This is a genomic window from Enterobacter sp. H2G27 (assembly GCF_054403075.1).
Genome location: NZ_JBSVSI010000001.1, coordinates 3,090,219 through 3,108,789, shown reverse-complemented (window position 1 = coordinate 3,108,789; position 18,571 = coordinate 3,090,219). Strand labels below are relative to the sequence as shown.

Sequence of the window (18,571 nt, the reverse complement as noted above, 5' to 3'; positions counted from 1 at the left end):
GAACCGCGCACTCGGGGTGCGTCATGGTCATAAAACTAGCAGTCTTCAGGCACGTTTATCCAGCTATCTTATTGTTTTAAAAACAAATGACTTGGAAGGTAACATGTGACGTTATGTCTTGTGATCGCGGTTCCATCGCGGCGTAGCGGCGTGATGCCACTCTGCGAGGCGCTTTCCAGACTCTAAAATTGGACTTTTTGAATTAATGAAACTTGCGGATAATACTTATCCGGACGACGACCAACAGGCCCCCTGGGCCAGGGACAAAGGATGAAACCGTTTCGCTTAGCCGCGCTCTCTCTTGCGCTGCTTACCACGTTTACGCTTGTCGGCTGTGATAACAGCGACGATAAACCTCAGGCTGCGGCTCCCGCGGCATCCACCGCATCCACACCAAAAGCCGCGGAAAAGCCCAATGCTGAAACGCTGGCTAAACTGGCTGCCCAGAGTCAGGGAAAAGCGCTGACCTTGCTGGATGCCTCTGAAGTCCAGCTAGACGGTGCTGCCACGCTGGTGCTGACCTTTTCTGTTCCGCTGAATCCTGAACAGGATTTCGCGAGAACAGTGCATGTCGTGGATAAGAAAAGCGGCAAGGTTGACGGGGCGTGGGAACTTGCGCCTAACCTGAAAGAGCTTCGCCTGCGCCATCTGGAGCCTAACCGCAACCTGGTCGTCACCGTTGAACCTGGCCTGCAGGCGCTGAACAAAGCGACGTTTGGTACTGATTATGAGAAAGCCCTGACCACCCGGGACGTTGAACCCACCGTCGGTTTTGCCAGCCGCGGCTCGCTGCTGCCGGGTAAAGTGGTGGAAGGGCTGCCGGTTATGGCGCTCAACGTCAACAATGTCGATGTCAACTTTTACCGCGTGAAGCCTGAATCGTTGGCCTCCCTTGTTAGTCAGTGGGAGTACCGTAACTCGCTGACCAACTGGGAATCCGACAACCTGCTGAAGATGGCGGAACTGGTTTACACCGGTCGATTCGATCTTAATCCGGCGCGCAACACGCGCGAAAAATTGCTATTGCCTCTGAAGGATATTAAACCGCTCCAGCAGTCTGGCGTTTATATCGCGGTCATGAACCAGGCCGGGCACTACAACTACAGCAACGCCGCGACGCTCTTTACCTTAAGCGATATTGGACTGTCCGCTCACCGTTATCATAACCGCCTGGACATCTTCACCCAGAGCCTGGAAAACGGGGCGGCGCAGTCCGGGGTTACCGTTACCCTGCTGAATGACAAAGGGCAGACCCTTGCCGAAGCAAACAGCGATGCCGACGGCCATGCGAAGCTTGAAACCGACAAAGAGGCCGCGCTGATTCTGGCCAGCAAAGACGGCCAGACCACGCTGCTTGACCTCAAGCTGCCGGCGCTCGATCTGGCGGAGTTCGATATTGCCGGTAGCCCCGGCTACAGCAAGCAGTTCTTTATGTTTGGCCCGCGCGATCTCTACCGCCCGGGTGAAACGGTGATCCTCAACGGCCTGCTGCGCGACAGTGACGGTAAGCCACTTCCCGATCAGCCCGTGAAGCTTGACGTGCTGCGTCCGGATGGACAGGTCGCGCGTACCATTGTCGTCAAGCCAGAGAACGGGCTCTATCGCTTTAACTATACGCTGGACAGCGGAGCGCAGACCGGCATGTGGCATATACGCGCCAACACGGGCGATAACCTGCAGCGTCTGTGGGACTTCCATGTCGAAGACTTCATGCCAGAGCGCATGGCGCTCAACCTGAGCGGACAAAAAACGCCGCTATCACCGCAGGATAACGTCGACTTTAACGTGGTGGGCTATTACCTGTATGGCGCACCGGCCAACGGTAATTCTCTGCAGGGCCAGCTTTTCCTGCGTCCGCTGCGTGACGCGGTGTCTGCGCTGCCGGGCTTCCAGTTTGGCGATATCGCCGAAGAGAACCTGAGCCGCAGTCTGGATGAAGTGCAGCTTACGCTTGATGAGCAGGGGCGTGGGCAGGTTTCTACCGAAAGCCAGTGGAAAGAGGTGCACTCTCCGCTGCAGCTTATCCTGCAGGCCAGCCTGCTGGAGTCGGGCGGTCGCCCAGTGACGCGTCGTGCTGAGCAGGCCATCTGGCCCGCAGCGGAATTGCCGGGTATCCGTCCTCAGTTCGCCAGCAAGGCGGTTTACGATTACCGCACCGATACCACCGTCAACCAGCCGATTGTTGATGAGAACGGCAACGCCAGCTTCGATATCGTTTACGCCGATGCCAGCGGCGCGAAAAAACCGGTGTCCGGTTTGCAGGTTCGCCTGATCCGCGAGCGCCGCGACTACTTCTGGAACTGGTCTGAGAGCGAGGGCTGGCAGTCTCAGTTCGATCAGAAAGACCTGGTTGAAGGCGAGCAGGAGCTGACGCTTAAGGCAGATGAGACGGGTAAAGTCACCTTCCCGGTGGAGTGGGGCTCTTATCGTCTCGAGGTGAAAGCACCTGATGAGATGGTCAGCAGCGTGCGCTTCTGGGCGGGGTACAGCTGGCAGGATAACAGCGACGGCACCGGCGCTGCACGCCCTGACCGCGTGACCTTGAAACTGGATAAGCCAGCCTATCAGCCAGGCGACACCATCAACCTGCACATTGCCGCGCCAGCCGCAGGCAAGGGCTATGCGATGATCGAGTCCAGTGAAGGGCCGCTGTGGTGGAAGGAGATCGACGTACCGGCAAACGGGCTTGATCTCGCTATCCCGGTCGACAAAGCCTGGAAACGTCACGATCTTTATCTGAGTACGCTGGTGGTGCGTCCTGGGGATAAATCAAAATCCGCTACGCCGAAACGCGCGGTCGGCCTGCTACATCTGCCGATGGGCGACGAAAACCGTCGCCTGAATATTGCGCTCGATAACCCACAGAAAATGCGTCCAAACCAGACGCTCTCGGTGAAGGTGAAAGCCAGCGTGAAAGAGGGGGCCGTGCCGCAGAAGGTGAACGTCCTGGTATCGGCGGTGGACAGCGGCGTGCTGAACATTACCGATTACGTGACGCCTGATCCCTGGCAGGCTTTCTTTGGTCAGAAGCGCTACGGCGCGGATATCTACGACATTTATGGCCAGGTCATTGAAGGGCAGGGCCGCCTGGCCGCGCTGCGCTTCGGTGGCGATGGGGATGAACTGAAGCGCGGCGGCAAACCGCCGGTGAACCACGTCACCATCATTGCCCAGCAGGCACAGCCGGTCACGCTGGATGCCAACGGGGAAGGCACGATTACGCTGCCGATTGGAGACTTCAACGGTGAGCTGCGTCTGATGGCGCAGGCCTGGACGGAGGACGATTTCGGCAGCAGTGAAAGCAAGATTATTGTAGCTGCGCCGGTTATTACCGAGCTGAATACCCCACGCTTCCTGGCAAGCGGAGACACCTCGCGGCTGACGCTGGATCTAACCAACCTGACCGACCAGCCGCAAACGCTGGACGTTGCCCTGACCGCAACAGGCAAACTATCGCTGGAAGGCGGGCAGCCGCAGCCGGTGCAACTGCCTCCGGGGGCACGAACCACCCTCTTTATTCCGGTGCGTGCGCTGGAAGGCTATGGTGACGGTGAGGTGACAGCACAGGTTACCGGCCTGCAGCTTCCGGGCGAGACCTTTGCGCCACAGCAGAAGAGCTGGAAAATCGGCGTGCGTCCGGCGGTCCCGGCGCAGACGGTCAATACCGGTGCCATGCTGAACCCTGGCGAATCCTGGACCGCACCGGCGCAGCACAGTAACGGTTTCTCTCCTGCCACCCTGCAGGGGCAACTGCTGCTGAGCGGAAAACCACCGCTCAACCTGGCGCGCTACATTCGTGAGCTGCAGGCCTATCCGTATGGCTGCCTGGAGCAGACCGCAAGCGGCCTGTTCCCGTCGCTCTACACCAACGCGGCGCAGCTTACGGCGCTTGGCATCAAAGGTGATACGGACGATAAACGCCGTGCCGCCATTGATATCGGTATTTCCCGTCTGCTGCAGATGCAGCGTGAAGACGGCGGGTTCGCGCTGTGGGATAAAAACGGTCCGGAAGAGTACTGGCTGACGGCCTACGTGACCGACTTCCTGGTGCGCGCGGGCGAGCAGGGTTACAGCGTACCTGCCGATGCGGTGAATAACGCCAATAGCCGCCTGCTGCGCTACCTGCAGGATCCGGGCATGATGTCCATTCGCTACAGCGACGATACTCAGGCCAGTAAATTTGCCGTGCAGGCCTATGCCGCTCTGGTGCTGGCACGTCAGCAAAAAGCACCGCTGGGAGCTCTGCGTGAAATCTGGGAACGTCACGCTCAGGCGGCGTCCGGGCTACCGCTGATGCAGCTGGGCATGGCGCTCAAGCTGATGGGCGATGCGCCGCGCAGCCAGCAGGCGCTGGATCTGGCGCTCAAAACACCGCGTAAGGACAGCAAAACTTGGATGGCCGATTACGGCAGCCAGCTTCGCGATAACGCGCTGATGCTCTCCCTGCTGGAGGAGTACAAGCTGCTGCCGGATGCGCAGAATACGCTGCTGAATGCTCTGTCTGAACAGGCCTTCAGCCAGCGCTGGCTGTCAACGCAGGAGAGCAACGCGCTGTTCCTGGCCGGACGTTCGCTGCAAACCTTGTCCGGTACATGGCAGGCGAAAACCTCTCTGTCTGAGACCGCATCAGGCGGCGATAAGTCACTGGTACAAAACGTGAGCGGCGACCAGCTTGGCGCGCTGCAGGTGACCAATACCGGCACGACTCCGCTGTGGGTGCGTCTGGACAGCATCGGCTATCCGGAATACGCCCCTCTGCCGAGCGCGAACGTGCTGCAGGTTGAACGTCATATCCTGGCAACCGACGGCAGCACTAAATCACTCTCTTCCCTGAAGAGCGGTGAGCTGGTGCTGGTGTGGCTGGAAGTTAAAGCCAGCCAGAACGTGCCGGATGCGCTGGTGGTGGATCTCCTCCCTGCGGGTCTGGAGCTGGAAAACCAGAACCTGGCAAGCAGCAGCGCCAGCCTGCAGGACAGCGGTAGCGAAGTACAGAACCTGCTCAGCCAGATGCAGCAGGCGGACATTCAGCATATGGAATTCCGCGACGACCGCTTTGTGGCCGCCGTGCCGGTAAATGAAGGTCAGCCAGTCACGCTGGTCTATCTGGCGCGCGCCGTGACGCCGGGAACCTACCAGGTGCCGGCTCCGATGGTCGAGTCCATGTATGTGCCGCAGTGGCGGGCAACGGGGGCGGCCAGTGGCCCGCTGATTGTTGTTCCGTAATATGCGAATGGCACGTTTGACACGCTCCCGCTGGCTCTGGCTGGCGGGAGCGCTTCTCGTTTTATGGGGGCTAATTGTCGCCGCCGACCGCCTGTGGCCGTTGCCTCTGAAAGAGGTTAACCCTGCCCGGGTGGTGGTGGATGAGAAGGGCACGCCGCTCTGGCGTTTTGCCGATAGCGATGGGATCTGGCGCTATCCGGTGACGATCGAAGAGGTATCTCCCCGTTATCTTGAGGCGCTGATCCAGTATGAAGATCGCTGGTTCTGGGATCACCCCGGCGTAAACCCGCTTTCTGTTCTGCGCGCTGCCTGGCAGGATCTCACTTCCGGAAGAGTGGTTTCTGGCGGCAGCACGCTCACCATGCAGGTCGCGCGACTGCTGGACCCGCATCCGCGCACCGTTGGCGGCAAAATTCGCCAGCTCTGGCGTGCCATGCAGCTGGAGTGGCATCTTTCCAAGTGTGAGATCCTCACGCTCTATCTCAACCGCGCCCCGTTTGGCGGTACGCTGCAGGGCGTGGGGGCTGCAAGCTGGACGTATCTGGGCAAGCCGCCGTCGCAGCTCAGCTATTCCGACGCGGCGCTGCTGGCGGTGCTGCCGCAGGCACCGAGTCGTTTACGCCCGGACCGCTGGCCTGAACGGGCCGAAGCGGCGCGCAACAAAGTGCTCGACCGCATGGCGACGCAGGGCGTCTGGTCCGCAAAGCAGGTCAAAGAATCCCGTGAAGAATCAGTATGGCTGGCGCCCCGGCAGATGCCGCAGCTGGCGCCGCTCTTTGCACGGATGATGCTCGGCAAAAGTCGCGACACGAAAATTGTCACCACGCTGGATGCCGGACTGCAGCGGCAGCTGGAAGAGCTGGCAATGAACTGGAAATCCCGCCTGCCGGCACGCAGCTCGCTGGCGATGATCGTGGTCGATCATACCGATATGAAAGTGCGCGGCTGGGTAGGATCGATGGATATCAACGATGACACGCGTTTTAGCCACGTAGATATGGTCAATGCGATCCGATCACCGGGATCGGTGTTAAAACCCTTTATCTACGGCATGGCGCTGGATGATGGCCTGATCCATCCCGCCTCGCTGCTTCAGGACGTTCCCAGAAAAACCGGTGATTATCGCCCGGGAAATTTTGACAGCGGTTTCCACGGACCGGTCAGCATGAGTGAAGCGCTGGTGCGCTCCCTCAACCTGCCGGCCGTACAGGTGCTGGAAGCCTACGGACCAAAACGATTTGCCGGGATGCTGAGCAATGCAGGCTTGCCGCTGATCCTGCCCGCGGGGGCGCAGCCGAATCTGTCTCTGATCCTCGGCGGGGCAGGCGCGCGGCTGGCAGATATCGCCGCTGCCTACAGCGCCTTTGCCCGACACGGTAAGGCGGGAAGGCTGCGCCTGCAGCCGGGCGATCCGCTGACTGAACGTCCGCTGTTATCACCGGGCTCGGCGTGGATTATTCGCCGTATTCTGGCCAATGAAGCGCAGCCGCTGCCGGATAATGCGCTACCGCAGCTTGCGCCGCTGGCGTGGAAAACCGGCACCAGCTACGGCTATCGTGATGCCTGGGCCATCGGTCTGAATGCCCGTTACGTGATAGGCATCTGGACCGGGCGACCGGACGGCACGCCCGTGGCGGGACAGTTTGGGTTTGCCAGTGCGGTGCCGCTATTAAACCAGGTCAATAACCTGCTTCAGTCGCGCTCAACGGTAGACGAAGCCCGCCTGCCGCGCGATCCGCGTCCGGCAAGCGTCGGGCGGGGCGTGATCTGCTGGCCGGGCGGCCAGTCGCTGCCTGAAGGCAGTGAAAACTGTCGACGTCGCCTGTCGACCTGGCTGCTGGATGGGAGTGAACCGCCCACGCTGCTCTTGCCCGAACAGGAAGGCATACGCGGGATCCGTTTCCCGGTCTGGCTGGATAAATCAGGTAAACGCGTGGCGGCAGATTGCCCGGATGCTACAGAGAAGGTCCTGGATGTCTGGCCGCTGCCGCTGGAGCCGTGGCTGCCTGCAACCGAGCGTCGTGCGGTACGGGTCCCTCCTTCATCAACAACCTGCCCTCCGCTGTCGCAGGACGCACCTGCGCCACTCATTCTGACCGGCGTGCGCGAAGGGGCCGTCATCAAACGTCTGCCGGGGGAACCCCGCGTTTCGCTGCCGCTTCAGGCGACCGGCAATAGCGGTGAGCGCTGGTGGTTTTTGAACGGTGAACCGTTGAATGTGAAGGGAAGAGTTTACACATTACAGCTTGATAAACCGGGCGATTATCAGTTACTCGTTATGGATGAGACCGGGCAGGTCGCGACGGTGAATTTTACGCTGCAGTGACCTGAAAATAGCTTTCTGATGTGAGCTGTTGCTAAAACTCGTCTTATTTTAAAAAAATGTTACCTGAATCCATAGGCAATGGCGCCATTGCTCATTATAATCCGCGCCACACCATACTCAGGTATGCAAAACAACAGAACATTGACAGAGGTTATCATGGCTATTGAACGTACTTTTTCCATCATCAAACCAAACGCGGTGGCAAAAAACGTTATTGGCAGCATCTTCGCTCGCTTTGAATCTGCAGGGTTCAAAATTGTTGGCACCAAAATGCTGCACCTGACCGTTGAGCAGGCTCGCGGCTTCTACGCTGAGCACGAAGGTCGCCCATTCTTTGACGGCCTGGTTGAGTTCATGACCTCCGGTCCAATCGTGGTCTCCGTGCTGGAAGGCGAAAACGCAGTGCAGCGTCACCGCGATCTGCTGGGCGCAACCAACCCGGACAACGCGCTGGCTGGTACTCTGCGCGCTGATTATGCAGACAGCTTCACCGAGAACGGCACCCACGGTTCTGACTCTGTTGAATCTGCTGCACGCGAAATCGCTTTCTTCTTCGCTGAAGGCGAAGTGTGTCCACGTACCCGTTAATTTAACGGTTTCGTTTACACATTATTTTCGTAAATGCCGCGTCCAGACGTGGCATCCCTGCGCCAGACTTTGTACAATGCAACGCCCCGGACGAGCAGACCGCTTTCCGGGGCGTTTCTATTCAACCCTCCATGGGCCATAACGTGTAACAACGAGGCCGGTAAATATTATGTCTGAATTAGTGAATACCTCCGAAGTCGCCATTCCTGCGGTTCCCAATAAAAATGGAAAAATCAACCTGCTGGATCTGAACCGTCAGCAGATGCGCGAGTTCTTTAAAGAGATGGGCGAAAAGCCGTTTCGTGCCGATCAGGTCATGAAGTGGATGTACCATTACTGCAGCGACAATTTTGATGACATGACTGACATCAACAAGGTCCTGCGCAACAAGCTCAAAGAAGTGGCTGAAATCCGCGCGCCGGAAGTGGTGGAAGAGCAGCGCTCCGCGGATGGCACCATCAAATGGGCGATTGCGGTTGGCGATCAGCGCGTTGAAACCGTCTACATCCCGGAAGAAGACCGCGCTACGCTGTGCGTCTCCTCCCAGGTTGGCTGCGCGCTGGAGTGCAAATTCTGCTCAACCGCGCAGCAAGGCTTTAACCGTAACCTGCGCGTTTCAGAAATTATTGGCCAGGTCTGGCGTGCCGCGAAAATCGTGGGCGCGGCAAAAGTAACCGGTACGCGTCCTATCACCAACGTGGTGATGATGGGGATGGGTGAGCCGCTGCTGAACCTGACCAACGTCGTTCCGGCGATGGAAATCATGCTGGATGACTTCGGTTTTGGTCTGTCCAAGCGTCGCGTCACGCTGTCTACTTCTGGCGTTGTGCCTGCGCTGGACAAGCTTGGCGACATGATTGACGTCGCGCTGGCGATCTCCCTGCACGCGCCAAACGATGAAATTCGTGACGAAATTGTGCCGATCAACAAAAAGTACAATATCGAAACCTTCCTCGCTGCGGTGCGTCGCTACCTGGAGAAATCCAACGCCAACCAGGGCCGCGTCACTATCGAGTACGTGATGCTTGACCACGTCAACGACGGTACTGAACATGCGCATCAGCTGGCTGAATTGCTGAAAGATACGCCATGCAAAATCAACCTGATTCCATGGAACCCGTTCCCGGGCGCGCCGTATGGCCGTAGCTCGAACAGCCGTATCGACCGTTTCTCCAAGGTGCTGATGGAATATGGTTTCACCACCATCGTGCGTAAAACCCGTGGTGATGACATTGATGCCGCATGCGGACAGCTGGCGGGCGATGTTATTGACCGTACCAAACGTACCCTGCGTAAACGCATGCAGGGCGAGACGATCGCGGTTAAAGCTGTTTGATTATTATGCACTCACGGCGCATTATCTGCGCCGTGAGGCATAGTCTTATGAATAATCAGTCAGATTCGTGATGACTGAACAATAATTACGGTGCGTTTCATCCGAGTTTCGGGCAGTATGTAACGACGTAACAACAGTTTAGCCGTACGGGCAGGGCTGTACTGTCATCTCCGGGCTGACAGTCTTATACTCTCTGTTCAAGGTTAACTGACCAGAAGTTTCGCGGTGCGGGTAGCATTGTGACTCACCGGCACCTGAACCCTTATTTTTCACGTACCAGTAGTTGTAGCGAATGAATACTGAAGCCACTCACGACCAACATGAAGCACTCTCCACTGGCGTTCGTCTTCGCAACGCCCGTGAACAACTCGGACTCAGCCAGCAAGCCGTTGCGGAACGCTTGTGCCTGAAGGTTTCCACGGTTCGCGATATTGAAGAAGATAAGGCACCTGCCGATCTGGCTTCAACGTTCTTGCGCGGTTATATCCGCTCTTACGCAAAACTGGTGCATATCCCCGAAAACGAATTACTGCCAATGATGGAGAAGCAGGCGCCGGTCCGTGCAGCAAAAGTTGCGCCGATGCAGACCTTCTCTCTGGGGAAACGTCGTAAAAAACGTGATGGCTGGCTGATGAGCTTTACCTGGCTGGTGCTGTTTGTGGTGATCGGTCTGACCGGTGCATGGTGGTGGCAAAACCACAAGGCGCAGCAGGAAGAGATCACCACCATGGCCGATCAATCGTCTGCTGAACTCAACCAGGCCGGAAATGATAACGCCCAGAGCGTGCCGCTGAATACCGACGGTGCGGCGTCCTCCAGCGAACCACAGACCGCAGCGCCAGACGCGTCTGCAACCGGTGCGGCACAGGCTCCTGCAGCAACGGCTGACACCACTGCGCCGCAGGCTCAGGATCAAAACGCGGTTGTTGCCCCTTCTCAGGCAAATGTTGATACGGCGGCGAACGCGCCTGCGGCTACTCAGCCTGCAGACAATACCGCAGCGTCTCTGCCAACCAGCCCGGCGGATACTGCGACAGCAGCCGATCCTAACGCACTGGTGATGAATTTCAGCGCCGACTGCTGGCTGGAAGTTACTGACGCGACAGGTAAAAAACTGTTCAGCGGCCTGCAGCGTAAAGATGGCACGTTAAATCTAATCGGCCAGGCTCCTTATAAACTTAAAATCGGCGCTCCGGCAGCGGTACAGATCCAGTATCAAGGAAAACCTGTCGACCTGAGCCGCTTTATCAGAACTAACCAGGTTGCACGTCTTACCGTTAATGCCGAACAATCAGCAGCACAGTAACAGACGGGCAACGCGGGAGATTTTTCATGCATAACCAGGCTCCGATTCAACGTAGAAAATCGAAACGGATTTACGTTGGGAATGTGCCAATCGGCGATGGGGCACCTATCGCCGTTCAGTCGATGACCAACACGCGCACCACCGATGTGGAAGCGACGGTCAACCAAATCAAAGCATTAGAACGTGTAGGCGCGGACATTGTTCGCGTCTCCGTCCCGACCATGGATGCCGCTGAGGCGTTCAAACTGATCAAACAGCAGGTCAGCGTTCCGTTGGTGGCGGATATTCACTTCGACTACCGCATCGCACTGAAAGTGGCCGAATACGGCGTCGATTGCCTGCGTATTAACCCGGGCAACATCGGTAACGAAGAGCGTATCCGCATGGTCGTGGACTGCGCCCGCGATAAAAATATCCCTATCCGTATTGGCGTTAACGCCGGTTCCCTGGAAAAAGACCTGCAGGAAAAATACGGCGAGCCTACGCCACAGGCGCTGCTCGAATCCGCTATGCGTCACGTCGATCATCTCGATCGTCTTAACTTCGATCGGTTCAAAGTCAGCGTAAAAGCGTCCGACGTGTTCCTGGCGGTAGAGTCTTATCGCCTGCTGGCAAAGCAGATCGACCAGCCTCTGCATCTCGGGATCACCGAAGCGGGCGGCCTGCGCAGCGGCTCGGTAAAATCCGCGATCGGTCTTGGGCTACTGCTCTCAGAAGGGATTGGTGACACCCTGCGCGTCTCGCTGGCGGCCGATCCGGTCGAAGAGATCAAGGTCGGTTTCGATATCCTGAAGTCGCTGCGTATTCGCGCGCGTGGGATCAACTTCATTGCCTGCCCAACCTGCTCACGTCAGGAGTTTGATGTGATCGGGACGGTGAATGCCCTGGAGCAACGTCTGGAAGACATTATCACCCCGATGGACGTCTCCATCATCGGCTGTGTGGTAAACGGTCCGGGTGAAGCGCTGGTGTCAACCCTGGGCGTGACCGGCGGTAACAAGAAAAGTGGTCTCTATGAAGATGGCGTTCGTAAAGATCGTCTGGATAATAGCGACATGATCGACCAGCTTGAAGCCCGCATCCGCGCCAAAGCCGCCATGATGGACGAGACACAGCGTATCAGCATCCAGCAGGTTGAAAAATAACGTGATGGGAAGCGTGCCGCTTCCCATGTATGATTGAACCCATTCTTTGGGTTTTTTTTGTATATAGAAAGAGAATAAACGTGGCAAAAAACATTCAAGCCATCCGCGGAATGAACGATTATCTGCCTGGCGAAACCGCCATCTGGCAGCGCATTGAAGGCACGCTGAAGCAGGTGCTCGGCAGCTACGGTTACAGCGAAATCCGTTTGCCGATTGTAGAGCAGACCCCGTTATTCAAACGCGCGATCGGTGAAGTCACCGACGTGGTTGAAAAAGAGATGTACACCTTTGAGGACCGCAACGGCGACAGCCTGACCCTGCGTCCGGAAGGTACGGCGGGCTGCGTACGCGCCGGCATCGAACATGGTCTTCTGTACAATCAGGAGCAGCGCCTGTGGTATATCGGCCCGATGTTCCGCCACGAACGTCCTCAGAAAGGTCGTTATCGCCAGTTCAATCAGCTGGGTGTGGAAGTCTTTGGTCTGCAGGGCCCGGACATCGACGCCGAACTGATTATGCTGACCGCCCGCTGGTGGCGCGCCCTCGGTATCGCCGATCACGTTTCCCTTGAGCTGAACTCTATCGGTTCTCTGGAAGCCCGCGCTAACTACCGCGATGCGCTGGTGGCGTTCCTGGAACAGCATAAAGAGAAGCTGGACGAAGACTGCAAACGTCGCATGTACAGCAACCCGCTGCGCGTTCTGGATTCCAAAAACGCCGATGTTCAGGCTCTGCTGAACGATGCGCCTGCGCTGGGTGACTATCTGGATGAAGAATCTCGCGAACACTTCGCGGGCCTGTGCAAGCTCCTTGAAGCGGCTGGCATCGCCTACACCGTAAACCAGCGTTTGGTACGCGGTCTGGACTACTACAACCGTACCGTGTTTGAGTGGGTGACCACGAGCCTCGGCTCTCAGGGCACCGTGTGCGCGGGCGGTCGTTATGACGGTCTGGTAGAGCAACTTGGCGGTCGCGCAGCACCTGCTGTTGGCTTCGCGATGGGTCTTGAGCGACTTGTTTTGCTGGTTCAGGCAGTTAATCCGGAATTTAAAGCAGATTCCGTTGTCGATATATACCTGGTGGCCTCAGGCGCGGAAACGCAGTCTGCGGCGATGCAGCTTGCCGAACGCGTGCGCGATGCGCTGCCGGGCGTTAAGCTGATGACCAACCATGGCGGCGGCAACTTTAAAAAACAGTTTGCTCGTGCCGATAAGTGGGGCGCAAGTATTGCACTGGTGCTGGGCGAGTCCGAAGTGGCTAACGGCGAAGTGGTGGTGAAGGACCTGCGCTCTGGTGAGCAGACAACGGTAACGCAGGACGGCGTTGCGGCGCACTTGCGCACTCTATTGGGCTAAGGAGAAGGACTGCGTGGAAATTTACGAGAACGAACACGATCAGGTCGACGCGATTAAGCGCTTCTTTGTTGAAAACGGCAAAGCGCTGGTTGTTGGGGTTGTTTTAGGTATCGGTGCGCTGGTGGGCTGGCGTTACTGGAACAATCATCAGGCAGATTCCGCGCGCGGCGCGTCTCTGTCCTATGAAAATACCGTGAGCGCAATTCGTGCCGATCAGCCTCAAACGCTGACGGCGGCAGAAAAGTTTGCGGCTGACAACAAAAACACCTACGGTGCACTGGCTGCGCTGGAAGTGGCTCAGCAGTACGTTGATAAGAACGAACTGGATAAAGCCGCTGCACAGCTGTCTCAGGGCCTTGCTGCCGCCAGTGATGAAAACCTGAAAGCGGTGATCAATCTGCGCCTGGCACGTATTCAGGTTCAGCAGAAGAAAGCTGACGATGCGCTGAAAACGCTCGATACCATCAAAGGCGAAGGCTTTGCTGCCATCGTTGCCGATCTGCGCGGTGAAGCACTGCTGAGCAAAGGTGACAAAGCGGGCGCGCGTAAAGCGTGGCAAGCTGGCGTAGAGAGCAATGCTTCACCTGCGCTGAGCGAAATGATGCAGATGAAAATAAATAATTTGTCCGTCTGAGAGGGACCCGATGCAATTGCGTAAATTACTTCTGCCAGGACTGCTTTCTGTTACGTTATTGAGTGGTTGTTCACTGTTCAGTGGCGAAGAAGACGTTGTGAAAATGTCCCCACTGCCGACGGTTGAAAACCAGTTTACCCCATCCACCGCGTGGGATGTCTCCGTGGGCAATGGGATTGGTGATTTCTATTCCAACCTTCATCCAGCGTATGCAGACAGCGTTGTCTATGCCGCTGACCGCAAAGGTACCGTGAAAGCGGTGAACGCCGATGACGGGAAAGAAGTGTGGTCCGTTAACCTGGCGGAAAAAGACGGCTGGTTCTCCCGTAAGCCTGCACTGCTGTCTGGCGGTCTGACCGTTGCCGGTGGCCATGTTTACGTGGGCAGCGAAAAGGCGCAGGTGTATGCGCTGAACAGCAGCGACGGCTCCATTGCCTGGCAAACAACCGTGGCGGGTGAATCCCTGTCTCGTCCGGTGGTGAGCGACGGCCTGGTACTGATTCATACCAGCAACGGCCAGCTGCAGGCGCTGAACGAAGCGGACGGCCTGGTGAAATGGACCGTTAACCTGGATATGCCTGCGCTCTCTCTGCGCGGCGAATCTGCCCCGGCTACCGCATTTGGTGCTGCCATTGTGGGCGGTGATAACGGTCGCGTGAGCGCAGTGCTGATGCAGCAGGGCCAGATGATCTGGCAGCAGCGTATCTCTCAGGCCACTGGCTCAACGGAAATTGACCGTCTGAGCGACGTGGATACAACGCCTGTTATCGTTAACGGTGTGGTTTACGCGCTGGCCTACAACGGCAACCTGACCGCGCTGGATCTGCGCAGCGGCCAGATCATGTGGAAACGTGAGCTGGGCTCGGTGAACGATTTCATCGTTGAGGGTAACCGTATCTATATGGTAGACCAGAACGACCGTCTGCTGGCCCTGAGCACCGAAGGCGGCGTAACGCTGTGGACGCAAAGCGACCTGCTGCACCGTCTGCTGACCGCACCGGCGCTGTACAACGGTAGCCTGGTTGTCGGCGACAGCGAAGGGTATATGCACTGGATCGATCCGGATAACGGCCGCTTTGTTGCGCAGCAAAAAGTCGACAGCTCTGGTTTCCTGACCGACCCGGTTGTGGCCGACGGCAAACTGCTGATTCAGGCAAAAGACGGCACGCTGTACGCGATCACGCGTTAATTACCCGGCGGTTGTAGTATACTAAACGGCTCCTGTTCACTCAGGAGCCGTTTTGACATTTTTAAAAACGCCGCGAAAGCGACGTTATTTTGAATTTTATGAGGCTTCAAACATGGTACCTGTGGTCGCGCTTGTCGGGCGCCCTAACGTTGGAAAATCCACTCTTTTTAACCGTTTAACACGCACCCGTGATGCGCTGGTTGCGGATTTCCCGGGGCTGACGCGTGACCGTAAGTACGGTCGTGCAGAGGTGGAAGGACGCGAGTTCATCTGTATTGATACCGGCGGTATTGACGGCACGGAAGACGGCGTGGAAACCCGCATGGCGGAACAGTCGCTGCTGGCGATTGAAGAAGCGGACGTGGTGCTGTTCATGGTGGATGCACGCGCTGGCCTGATGCCGGCGGACTCCGCTATCGCTAAACACCTGCGTTCACGCGAAAAACCAACCTTCCTGGTGGCGAACAAAACCGACGGCATCGATGCCGATCAGGCCATCGCGGATTTCTGGTCTCTGGGCCTGGGTGAAATCTATCCTATCGCGGCATCGCATGGCCGTGGCGTTACCAGCCTGCTGGAAACCGTTCTGCTGCCGTGGGTGGACGAAGTAAACCCGCCGGAAGAAGTAGACGAAGACGCTGAATACTGGGCGCAGTTCGAAGACGGAGAAGAGGGCGAAGAAGAGCCTGAAGACGACTTCAACCCGCAGGACCTGCCGATCAAGCTGGCCATCGTGGGTCGTCCAAACGTAGGTAAGTCTACGCTTACTAACCGTATTCTGGGTGAAGAGCGCGTGGTCGTTTACGATATGCCGGGGACCACCCGCGACAGCATCTACATCCCGATGCAGCGCGATGAGCGTGAATATGTCCTCATCGACACCGCCGGGGTGCGTAAGCGCGGGAAAATCACCGATGTGGTGGAGAAATTCTCCGTTATCAAAACCCTGCAGGCGATCGAAGATGCTAACGTAGTGCTGCTCGTCATCGACGCACGCGAGGGTATCTCCGATCAGGACCTCTCTCTGCTCGGCTTTATCCTCAATAGTGGGCGCTCACTGGTTATCGTGGTCAACAAGTGGGATGGCCTGAGCAACGAAGTGCGTGAGCAGGTGAAAGAGACCCTCGACTTCCGTCTGGGCTTTATCGACTTTGCCCGCGTACACTTCATCTCTGCGCTGCACGGCAGCGGTGTGGGTAACCTGTTCGAATCCGTGCGTGAAGCTTACGACAGCTCCACCCGTCGTCAGAGCACCGCCATGCTGACCCGTATCATGAACATGGCTGCGGAAGACCATCAGCCGCCGCTGGTGCGCGGTCGTCGCGTGAAGCTGAAATACGCCCACGCCGGTGGTTATAACCCGCCAATCGTGGTGATCCACGGCAACCAGGTGAAAGACCTGCCGGACTCCTACAAGCGTTACCTGATGAACTACTTCCGTAAATCGCTGGACGTGATGGGCACGCCTATCCGTATCCAGTTTAAGGAAGGGGAAAACCCGTTCGCCAACAAGCGCAACACCCTGACGCCAAACCAGATGCGCAAGCGTAAGCGTCTGATTAAGCACATTAAGAAAAGCAAATAAGCTTTGCTGAACACACAAAAGCCCGCGACTATCGCGGGCTTTTTTTTGCCCAATCATACCGCCGGTTTTCTCTGTGTGAAGTCAATCACTATTCACTTTTAACCAAGTTTAAATCTAAGAAAGTAGACAATCGTCGAATTTTCATCTTAAAGTCCAGGATCCGGTACTAGACAAAACTAGCGCCTGGTTATCAAATGGTTAACTAACTTTTCGCCGCATGTAAAAAATCGGCCAGATACGTAACTGGCCGGCGTACCTGCTGGTGTTTACAAGCACGACGACATACCTTTCGGGAGAATTATGCAATCCACTGTTAATCAAAAAGAGAGCCGAACGTTCTTCGGCCACCCGTATCCGCTCGGTTCGTTGTTCTTCACCGAGATGTGGGAGCGTTTCTCGTTTTACGGCATTCGTCCGTTACTGATCCTGTTTATGGCCGCCACAGTCTATGACGGCGGGATGGGCCTGGCGCGAGAAAACGCCTCGGCGATTGTCGGTATCTTTGCCGGTACCATGTACCTGGCCGCGCTGCCGGGCGGCTGGCTGGCGGATAACTGGCTCGGTCAGCAGAGAGCCGTCTGGTACGGTTCGATTCTGATTGCGCTCGGTCACCTGTCGATTGCGCTCTCGGCGGTGATGGGGAACAACCTGTTCTTTATCGGCCTGATGTTCATCGTGCTCGGCTCCGGGCTGTTTAAGACCTGTATCTCGGTCATGGTCGGTACCCTATATAAAAAAGGCGACGCGCGTCGTGACGGCGGTTTCTCGCTGTTCTACATGGGCATCAACATGGGCTCGTTCATCGCGCCGCTGATTTCCGGCTGGCTGATTAAAACCCACGGCTGGCACTGGGGCTTTGGCATTGGCGGTATCGGGATGCTGGTAGCGCTGATTATCTTCCGCGTGTTTGCCGTTCCGGCCATGAAACGCTATGACGGCGAAGTTGGCCTCGACTCCACCTGGAACAGCCCGGTTGTGAAGCGTAACGGCGTGGGCGTTTGGCTGCTGGCGCTGGCGGCAGGCGTGGCAACGCTCGTGACGCTCATTGCGCAGGGCGTGATTGTAATTAACCCGGTCGCGGTAGCCAGCGTGCTGGTCTACGTGATTGCTGCATCCGTTGCCCTCTACTTTATTTATCTGTTTGTTTTTGCAGGCCTGAACCGTACAGAGCGCGCCAGGCTGCTGGTCTGCTTTATTCTGCTGATCTCCGCGGCGTTCTTCTGGTCCGCGTTTGAACAGAAGCCAACCTCGTTCAACCTGTTTGCCAACGACTACACTAACCGCATGATCGGCGATTTCGAAATTCCGGCGGTGTGGTTCCAGTCAATCAACGCCCTGTTCATCATCCTGCTGGCACCGGTGTTCAGCTGGGCGTGGCCAAAGCTGGCGAGCATGAACATTCGTCCGAGCAGTATCACCAAGTTTGTTATCGGTATCCTGTGTGCCGCAGCGGGCTTTGGCCTGATGATGCTGGCGGCACAGAACGTGCTGAGCAGCGGTGGGGCGGGCGTATCGCCGTTCTGGCTGGTGGGCAGCATCCTGATGCTGACGCTCGGCGAACTGTGTCTCAGCCCGATTGGCCTGGCGACCATGACGCTGCTTGCGCCCGAAAGAATGCGTGGCCAGATGATGGGGCTGTGGTTCTGTGCGAGCGCGCTGGGTAACCTGGCGGCGGGTCTTATTGGCGGCCACGTGAAGGCCGACCAGCTTGATATGCTGCCGGATCTCTTTGCGCGTTGCTCCATCGCGCTGCTGATTTGTGCAGCGATACTGATCGTCCTCATTGTTCCGGTACGCCGCATGCTGGAAAATGCGCAGACTAAACCGGCGGCTGAAGCCTGATAAAATTCACCCTGGCGGGGCAGTTATCTTGCCCCGATAAAA

Annotated in this window: 11 protein-coding genes; all 11 read left to right on the top strand. The window is 57.2% G+C overall.

From position 1 onward, the window contains the following. The first annotated feature begins 270 nt into the window (after nt 1-270). The 11 genes from ACW9E7_RS14605 (at nt 271) to ACW9E7_RS14555 (ending at nt 18,529) form a co-directional block, all read left to right on the top strand. On the top strand, nt 271-5,223 hold the full coding sequence (locus ACW9E7_RS14605; protein WP_458727985.1) for an alpha-2-macroglobulin family protein: 4,953 nt from the start codon (nt 271-273) through the stop codon (nt 5,221-5,223). Between the two features lies 1 nt (nt 5,224). Further along, nucleotides 5,225-7,549 (top strand): peptidoglycan glycosyltransferase PbpC, encoded by a 2,325-nt coding sequence (gene pbpC / locus ACW9E7_RS14600; protein WP_458727984.1) that lies wholly within the window; start codon nt 5,225-5,227, stop codon nt 7,547-7,549. Between the two features lie 156 nt (nt 7,550-7,705). Next, nucleotides 7,706-8,137: a nucleoside-diphosphate kinase gene (gene ndk / locus ACW9E7_RS14595; protein WP_003860625.1), complete on the top strand. Its 432-nt coding sequence runs from the start codon at nt 7,706-7,708 to the stop codon at nt 8,135-8,137. A gap of 169 nt (nt 8,138-8,306) precedes the next feature. Continuing rightward, nucleotides 8,307-9,473 carry a bifunctional tRNA (adenosine(37)-C2)-methyltransferase TrmG/ribosomal RNA large subunit methyltransferase RlmN gene (locus ACW9E7_RS14590; RefSeq protein ID WP_014171168.1) on the top strand — a complete coding sequence of 389 codons (1,167 nt, stop codon included), beginning with the start codon at nt 8,307-8,309 and terminating at the stop codon, nt 9,471-9,473. Nucleotides 9,474-9,765: 292 nt separating this feature from the next. Next, nucleotides 9,766-10,779 (top strand): cytoskeleton protein RodZ, encoded by a 1,014-nt coding sequence (rodZ, locus tag ACW9E7_RS14585; RefSeq protein ID WP_111965151.1) that lies wholly within the window; start codon nt 9,766-9,768, stop codon nt 10,777-10,779. 26 nt (nt 10,780-10,805) lie between these two features. Beyond that, the gene (gene ispG, locus ACW9E7_RS14580) at nt 10,806-11,924 is read left to right on the top strand and encodes a flavodoxin-dependent (E)-4-hydroxy-3-methylbut-2-enyl-diphosphate synthase (RefSeq protein ID WP_133294915.1); all 1,119 of its coding nucleotides are present in this window, start codon (nt 10,806-10,808) and stop codon (nt 11,922-11,924) included. Nucleotides 11,925-12,004: 80 nt separating this feature from the next. Beyond that, on the top strand, nt 12,005-13,279 hold the full coding sequence (hisS, locus tag ACW9E7_RS14575) for a histidine--tRNA ligase (protein ID WP_032622984.1): 1,275 nt from the start codon (nt 12,005-12,007) through the stop codon (nt 13,277-13,279). Between the two features lie 13 nt (nt 13,280-13,292). Continuing rightward, nucleotides 13,293-13,913 carry a YfgM family protein gene (locus tag ACW9E7_RS14570; protein WP_115875997.1) on the top strand — a complete coding sequence of 207 codons (621 nt, stop codon included), beginning with the start codon at nt 13,293-13,295 and terminating at the stop codon, nt 13,911-13,913. A gap of 10 nt (nt 13,914-13,923) precedes the next feature. After that, nucleotides 13,924-15,102, top strand: coding sequence for an outer membrane protein assembly factor BamB (bamB, locus tag ACW9E7_RS14565; protein WP_008502135.1), 1,179 nt, complete (start codon nt 13,924-13,926; stop codon nt 15,100-15,102). Between the two features lie 112 nt (nt 15,103-15,214). Then, nucleotides 15,215-16,687, top strand: a complete 1,473-nt coding sequence (gene der, locus ACW9E7_RS14560) for a ribosome biogenesis GTPase Der (RefSeq protein WP_115875996.1) — start codon at nt 15,215-15,217, stop codon at nt 16,685-16,687. Nucleotides 16,688-16,987: 300 nt separating this feature from the next. Then, a complete protein-coding gene (locus tag ACW9E7_RS14555) occupies nt 16,988-18,529 on the top strand; it encodes a peptide MFS transporter (RefSeq protein ID WP_458727983.1) in 1,542 nt (513 codons plus the stop codon). Nucleotides 18,530-18,571: the final 42 nt, after the last annotated feature.